The sequence below is a fragment of the Burkholderia sp. HMSC10F09 genome (assembly GCF_001806955.1).
Lineage (GTDB): Bacteria > Pseudomonadota > Gammaproteobacteria > Burkholderiales > Burkholderiaceae > Burkholderia > Burkholderia multivorans.
The window spans coordinates 1-6,510 of sequence record NZ_KV786833.1 but is presented as its reverse complement, the minus strand read 5'-3'; the positions used below and the strand labels follow the sequence as shown (position 1 = coordinate 6,510).

The following is a 6,510-nucleotide window of genomic DNA, read 5'->3' as shown; positions in this document are numbered from 1 at the left end:
CGATGCCGCGCGTCGGCTCGTCGAGGATCACGACCTTCAGGTCGGGCTCGGCGAGCCAGCGCGAGAGGATCGCCTTCTGCTGGTTGCCGCCCGACAGGAAGCGGATCTTCTGCCGGCGGTTCGGCGTCTTGATCTTCAGCCGCTGGATGAAGCGGTCGGCCGTGTCGTTCTCGGTCTTGCGATCGATGAAGAGCCCGGCGCGCAGCGAATGGCGGCGGCAGCTGATGTTGATGTTCTCCGCGACCGACGCCATCGCGATGATCCCTTCTTCCTTGCGGTCTTCCGGGCACAGCACGATCCCGTGACGGATCGCGTCGCCGGTGCGCTTCACGTCGATGCGCTTGCCGTCGAGCGTCAGCGCGCCCGCGCGGCGGCGGTCGGCGCCGTACACGAGCCGCATCAGTTCGCTGCGGCCCGCGCCGACGAGCCCGAAGAAGCCGACGATCTCGCCCGCACGCACCGAGAAGCTCGCCGGCTCGCGCAGCGCGGGGCCCTCGATGCCTTCGGCCGAGAACCGCACGTCGCCGAGCGCGCGCGGCGCGTAGTGATAGATGTCCGAGATCTCGCGCCCGACCATCTCGGCGACGAGCCGCTCGCGCGGCACGTCGGCAAGCGATGCGTGCGACGCGATCTTGCGGCCGTCGCGGAAGATCGTGCAGGCGTCGCACAGCCGGTAGATCTCGTCCATGCGGTGCGAGATGTAGATCAGCGCGCGACCCTGCGCGCGCAAGTCGGCGACGAGCTTGAACAGCACTTCGGTCTCGCGGTGCGACAGCGAGCTCGTCGGCTCGTCGAGCGCGATCACGCGCGCGTTGCGCATCAGCGCCTTGCAGATCTCGACCATCTGCCGCTGCGCGATCGACAGCCGACCGAGCTTCGCAGCCGGATCCAGATCGACGCCCATCGCGGCGAGCCGCTCGCGCACGTAGCGCTTCGCGTCGCCCTTCCTCACCCAGCCGAACGCGTTCGGCAGGCGGCCGAGCAGCAGGTTTTCCGCGACCGTCAGGTCGGGCACGTACTGCAGCTCCTGGTGAATCACCGCGATGCCGGCCGCGATCGATGCCGCCGCATTCGGAAAATGCACGGGCCGGCCGTCGACCAGCACGCTGCCCGCATCGGGCTGATATTCGCCGCCGAGAATCTTCAGCAGCGTCGACTTGCCCGCGCCGTTCTCGCCCATCAGGCCGTGCACCTCGCCGGCGTGCACGTCGAACGAGATGCCGTCGAGCGCGCGTACGCCGGGAAATACCTTGCCGATATTGTCAAAACGCAGTGCCGCTGACACGTCGCTTCTCCACTTCCACTTGCATGATCGATGGACCGCGCGCCGCCGCGTCGCTGCGGCGGCCGCGCGGCGCCGCTTACTTCGATGCGAGCCCCATCTGCTCGCGCACCTTCGTCACGTTGTCGCGCGTCGCGAGCATGCCGGTGGTGAGCGTCAGCGGCGGCGGCGCCTTGCCCTGCGTGATCCACGTGTACATCAGCTCGGAGGTTTCCTCGCCGTGGCGCTTCGGGCTGATGATGACGGTGCCGAAGAAGCCGGTCGGCTGCGGTTTCTTGAACTCGTTCAGCGCGGAGTCGGAGCCGCCGATGCCGATGCCGATCATGTTGTCCGCCTTGAAGCCGCGCCCTTCGGCCGCGCGCACGGCGCCGAGCACGGCCTCGTCGTTCAGGCCGTAGGCGACCCAGTGCTTGAACTGCGGATTTTTCGTGAGCGCGATGTTCGCCGCGTTGAACGCGTTCTCGGTGTCGGTCTTCGCCTGCGGCGCCGCGATCACGTTCGCCTTCGGAAAACCGGCGGCGACAAGCGCATCGGTCGCACCCGTCGTGCGGTCGTGCGCGGTCGGCAGCTGCTCGTACGTGATGTCGATCGCGCCGACGTCCTTCATGTCCCAGCCGCGCTTCTTGATCTCGGCCGCGATACCCTCGCCGACCTGCTTGCCGATGTTGTACGCCGAGATCCCCATGTGCGGCACCGCTTCGATCGGTTTGCCGGCGCCGTCGACGAGGCGGTCGTCGACCGTCATCATCTTCAGGTTGTGCGACTTCGCCTTCGCGACGATGCCCGGCCCGAGCTTCACGTCGGGCGTGCAGATGATGAAGCCCTGCGCCTTCTGCGCGGCGAGGTTGTCGATCGCGCTCATCACCTTCTCGCCGGACGGCGCGCCGATCTTCACGAGCGTGAAGCCCTTGTCCTTCGCGGCGATCTCCGCGAACTTCCACTCGTCCTGGAACCACGGCTCTTCCGGCTGCTTCACGAGAAAGCCGATCTTCACCGGATCGGCCGCGTGCGCGATCGGGCTCCCCATCACCACCGCGGCCGCAGCGGCCAGCGTGACGAACGTTCTGCGTTTCATCTCCAGTGTCTCCTTGTCTTCATCGAACAGGATGCGGCCGCTTGTTGGTGTCGACGCAGCGTGCGCGCGGCCGGCGCACGTGCGGTCTGTCGAATCGTTGCTTCAGTTCAGTCGTGGTACAGCGCCGCGCGCCCGCCGTCGACGGTGATGCACGCGGCATTGATGAACGGCGCCTCGTCGGACGCGAGGAACACCGCGGTCATCGCGACTTCTTCGGGCCGGCCGATCCGCTTCATCGGCTGCAGCGCGAGCGTCTCGGCGCGCGCGGCGGCCGGATCGGGCTGCGCGTCCCACCAGTCGCGCGTGAGCTGCGTCTCGATGTAGCCCGGCGCGATCGCGTTCACGCGCACGTTGCGCGCCCCGTATTCGATGCCGAGCGCGCGCGTGAGGCCGAGCACGCCGTGCTTCGCGACCGGGTACGGAAAACAGCCCGGGATGATCCGGAACGCATGCGTCGACGCGATGTTCACGATGCTGCCGCGACCGCGCTCGACCATGCCCGGCAGCGCCGCGCGGCAGCCGTGCCAGACGCCGTCGAGATCGACCGCGAAGCAGCGACGCCAGTCGTCGTCCGACATCGTCAGCGGATCGGCGAACACGTTGATGCCCGCGTTGTTCACGAGCACGTCGAGCGCGCCGAGCGCCGCTTCCGCCTGCGCGAGCGCGTCGCGTACCGAGCCCTGCTGCGTGACGTCCGCATGCAGCGGCAGCACGCGTGCACCGTCGACGTCGCGCGCAATCGCCGCGGCCGTCTGCTCGGCCTGCGCGAAATCGACGTCGACGAGCGCGACGCGCGCGCCCTCGCCGGCAAATGCGCGCGCGATCGCCGCGCCGATGCCGCGCGCCGCGCCGGTGACCATCGCGACCTTGCCCGCCAGCCGGTTCATCATGCGGCTCCGTCGCGCGCCGCGCGCAGGCCGGCCTGGAACGCGCGTGCATTGGCGGCCGTCGTATCGGCCGACTGGCCCGGCCGGTAGAGCGCGGAGCCGAGCCCGAAACCGTTCGCGCCGGCCGCGAGGAACGGCTGCATGTTGTCGGGTGCGATCCCGCCGACCGGCACGAGCGGCACCGCGCGATCGATCACCGCGCGCCATGCCTTCACGACCGCCGTGCCGAGCTGCTCGGCGGGAAACATCTTCAGCACGTCGGCGCCGTTGGCGAGCGCCGCGAACGCTTCGGTCGGCGTCGCGACGCCCGGCGCGCAGGCGAGGCCGCGCTCGCGGGCACGGCGTATCACCGCGGTATCCGCATGCGGCATCACGATCAGCGCACCGCCTGCGTCCTGCACGCGGTCCACGTATTCGGCGCGCAGCACGGTGCCCGCGCCGACGATGGCGTCGTCCGGCAGCGCGCGGCGCAGCGCGGCGATGCTGTCGAACGGCGCCGGCGAATTGAGCGGCACCTCGACGAGCCGGAAGCCGGCGTCGTACAGCGCGCGGCCGTGCTCGACCGCTTCGGCGGGCGTGATGCCGCGCAGGATTGCGATCAGCGGGCACGCGTCGAACGCGCGCATCAGGCCGGCATGCGGCGTGTACGGCGCGGGCAGCGTCAGGTCGGACGACATCGTTACATTCCTCCGCAATCGGTTCGGTTCAGTGGCCGGCGCATACGGGTTCGCCGTCCGTGTGCACGAGCCCCGCGCGCGATGCGATCTGCCACAGCCCGCGCTCGGTCGCGTGCGCGACGACGCGCGCGTGCATGCAGCCGAACGCATGCAGCGCGTCGACGTAGCGCGCGCACAGCCGGTCGTCGCCGATCAGCAGCAGCGGCTGGTTCGCGAGCGTCGCGCCGCGTTCGGCGAGCATCGCGTCGAGCGCGTTCAGCTCATGGCCGATCAACAGCCCGGACAGATAGTCGCCCTGCGCATCGGGCGCGAGACGCTCGGTCAGGCCGAGCGTGCGCGTGCTGAAAATCGTGCCGAGCAGCCCGGTGTGCTGCGCGTCGCGTGCAACCGTCACGCCGCGCTCGAACGCGGCGCGATCCGGCGACGCCGGCGCGCGCATCGTGCGGCCGAGAATCGTGTGGTCGCGCAGCGCGGCGAACAGCTCGCCCGTCATGAAGGTCTGGAATCGCTCGATGAGGCCGCCGTTGACCCACGCCCATTTCGCATGCGTGCCGGGCAGCCCGATCAGGAGCCCTGAACGATCGGCATCAAGCGTCGGATCGGCCGCGAGCGCGCCGACGATCTGCGTTTCTTCGCCGCGCATCACGTCGGGCAGCTCGCCCGTCGCGATCACGCCCGGCACGATCGACACGGTCGCGCCGCGCGCGGTCGTCACCGTGACGAGACCCGCGACGAGCGCGTCGGCGCCGGCCGGCACCGCGACGTACGGCGCCTCGCGCCAGCCCTGCGCGCTGCCGACCATGCCGGCCGCGAGCACCGGCACGGCGCCCGCGCGGTCGAGCCAGTCGCCGCACGCTTCCTCGAACGCCGCGTCGAATGCGTGCGCGCTGCCGCCCGGCACATGCATCACGCCCGCCGCGCGGCTGCGCGTGTCGAGCAACGCGCCGCGCGCATCGTACAGATAGGCGCGCAGCGACGTCGTGCCCCAGTCGAGCGCGATCAGCGACGCTGCGGCGCCGGCGGCATCCGGAACGGTCCGGGTCGGATTCGTCATCGTTTGATCCTGCGGGTACCCTGCGGCGGGCTCCAGCCCAGTTCCGCGGAAATGGCTCGCGCTTCGCGCTGCACGAGCGGAATCAGTTCGTCCATCCGGTCGTGCGGCATGTACGGAATCGTGCTCGCGACCGACACCGCCGCGACGATCGCACCCGACGCGTCGCGGATCGGCGCGGCCACGCAGCGGATCGACGCCTCGTTCTCCTCGAGGTCGAACGTGTAGCCGCCGGCCGCGTAGTGCGCCATCCGCTGCAGGAACGCCGCCGAGTCGGGCCGGTTGTCGGGCTTGAAGCTGACGCCGGCGAGCGCGCGCCGCGCGGCCTCGAACAGCGTGCGCCACGTCTCCGGCGCGAGGTCGAGCATCATCGCCTTGCCGATGCCGGTCGAGGCGAGCGGCATCCGGTGGCCGACGCGCGAGCGCATCTCGAGCCCGCGCGTGCCGGGAATCTTGTCGATGTACAGCACGTCGTCGCCGTCGCGCACGCCGAGATGAATCGTGTCGAGCGTCGCTTCGGCAAGCGCCTCGAGATGCGGCCGCGCAACGGCGGTCAGCGGCATCTGCTCGAGTGCGATCGTGCCGAGTTCGATCAGCTTCGGCCCCAGTAGATAGCCGCCCTGCACCTGGCGCAGATAGCGGGCCTGCACGAGGCTGCTGACGAGGCGATGCGTGGTGCTGCGCGTCGTGCCGAGCGCGGCGCCGATCGCGCGCATGTCGCGCGCGCCGTTCGCGATCGCTTCGAGAATCGCGAGGCCGCGCAACAGCGTCTGCGTGCCGGCCTGCTGCGCGGCGAGATCGAGCGGCGTGCTGGTCGCGCCGATGCTGTCGCTGAGCGGCGCATCGTCCGGCGTCGCGCGTCGGGCGTCGAGGGCGAGGGAGTCGGGCATCTTGGTCATGGGACGGGGCTACTTCAACGGGATCGGTGAAACCGCGTCCTGCGCGCCGGGCACGAGCCCGGCCGCGGCAACGCGGCGCGCGAAGCACCGAGGAAAGCGCCCGGCAAACGTCATGGAAGGTGTCTCCGTATGCGTCGGGCGCCGCGCGGTGCGGGTCCGAAGCTGTCGATGTGCTTCGGATTGTAGGAGCGTACGCATCCACCTCCAATATTTGAATGCGCTGCCCAGATAATGAGAAAAACGGTCGATCGGCCGTCGACGTTCGATGCGTGCGGCGCCGATGTGCGCGGGGGCGAAATCCGCGTGCACCGCAGGTTCCGCCCCCGGTTTGCCGCCGCGCGCGTCGCGCACGGTCGCGATCGATCGCCTACTGCTGTCCGCTCTCGCTACGCGTCTGCATGTAGCGCTGCACGTCGCTGAACGACACGCGGCCGCTGCCGCTCGCGTCGATCTGCCGGAAATGGTTCGCGACGTAGCCGAGCCCCGCCGCGCGCGCCTGCGCTTCGGTGATCGAACCGGTGTTCTGCGTGTCGGCCGCGCTGAACTGCCGCGCGAGCTTGCGCACGACCTGCGCGTGCAGCGCCGCGCCGGTCGTCTGCGTGCCCGCGGTCGGGCGGCGCGCGGCCGGCGGCACGTACG

7 protein-coding genes are annotated in these 6,510 nt (G+C 70.2%); all 7 read right to left on the bottom strand.

What is annotated here, in order from left to right:
• Positions 1 to 1,285: L-arabinose ABC transporter ATP-binding protein AraG (araG, locus tag HMPREF3115_RS21385; protein ID WP_256276339.1), on the bottom strand; the 1,285-nt coding region annotated here is incomplete at its 3' end.
• A gap of 76 nt (positions 1,286 to 1,361) precedes the next feature.
• The gene (locus tag HMPREF3115_RS21380) at positions 1,362 to 2,357 is read right to left on the bottom strand and encodes an arabinose ABC transporter substrate-binding protein (protein WP_006407596.1); all 996 of its coding nucleotides are present in this window, start codon (positions 2,355 to 2,357) and stop codon (positions 1,362 to 1,364) included.
• A 107-nt stretch (positions 2,358 to 2,464) separates the two neighbouring features.
• The gene (locus HMPREF3115_RS21375; protein WP_070555942.1) at positions 2,465 to 3,244 is read right to left on the bottom strand and encodes an SDR family oxidoreductase; all 780 of its coding nucleotides are present in this window, start codon (positions 3,242 to 3,244) and stop codon (positions 2,465 to 2,467) included.
• The gene (locus tag HMPREF3115_RS21370) at positions 3,244 to 3,921 is read right to left on the bottom strand and encodes a 2-dehydro-3-deoxy-6-phosphogalactonate aldolase (protein ID WP_006407598.1); all 678 of its coding nucleotides are present in this window, start codon (positions 3,919 to 3,921) and stop codon (positions 3,244 to 3,246) included. The genes HMPREF3115_RS21375 and HMPREF3115_RS21370 overlap by 1 nt, the downstream gene beginning before the upstream one ends.
• Before the next feature lie 28 nt (positions 3,922 to 3,949).
• Positions 3,950 to 4,975 (bottom strand): 2-dehydro-3-deoxygalactonokinase, encoded by a 1,026-nt coding sequence (locus tag HMPREF3115_RS21365; protein ID WP_070555940.1) that lies wholly within the window; start codon positions 4,973 to 4,975, stop codon positions 3,950 to 3,952.
• On the bottom strand, positions 4,972 to 5,871 hold the full coding sequence (locus tag HMPREF3115_RS21360; RefSeq protein ID WP_006400380.1) for an IclR family transcriptional regulator: 900 nt from the start codon (positions 5,869 to 5,871) through the stop codon (positions 4,972 to 4,974). The genes HMPREF3115_RS21365 and HMPREF3115_RS21360 overlap by 4 nt, the downstream gene beginning before the upstream one ends.
• A gap of 367 nt (positions 5,872 to 6,238) precedes the next feature.
• Positions 6,239 to 6,510: EF-hand domain-containing protein (locus HMPREF3115_RS21355; protein WP_070555937.1), on the bottom strand; the 272-nt coding region annotated here is incomplete at its 5' end.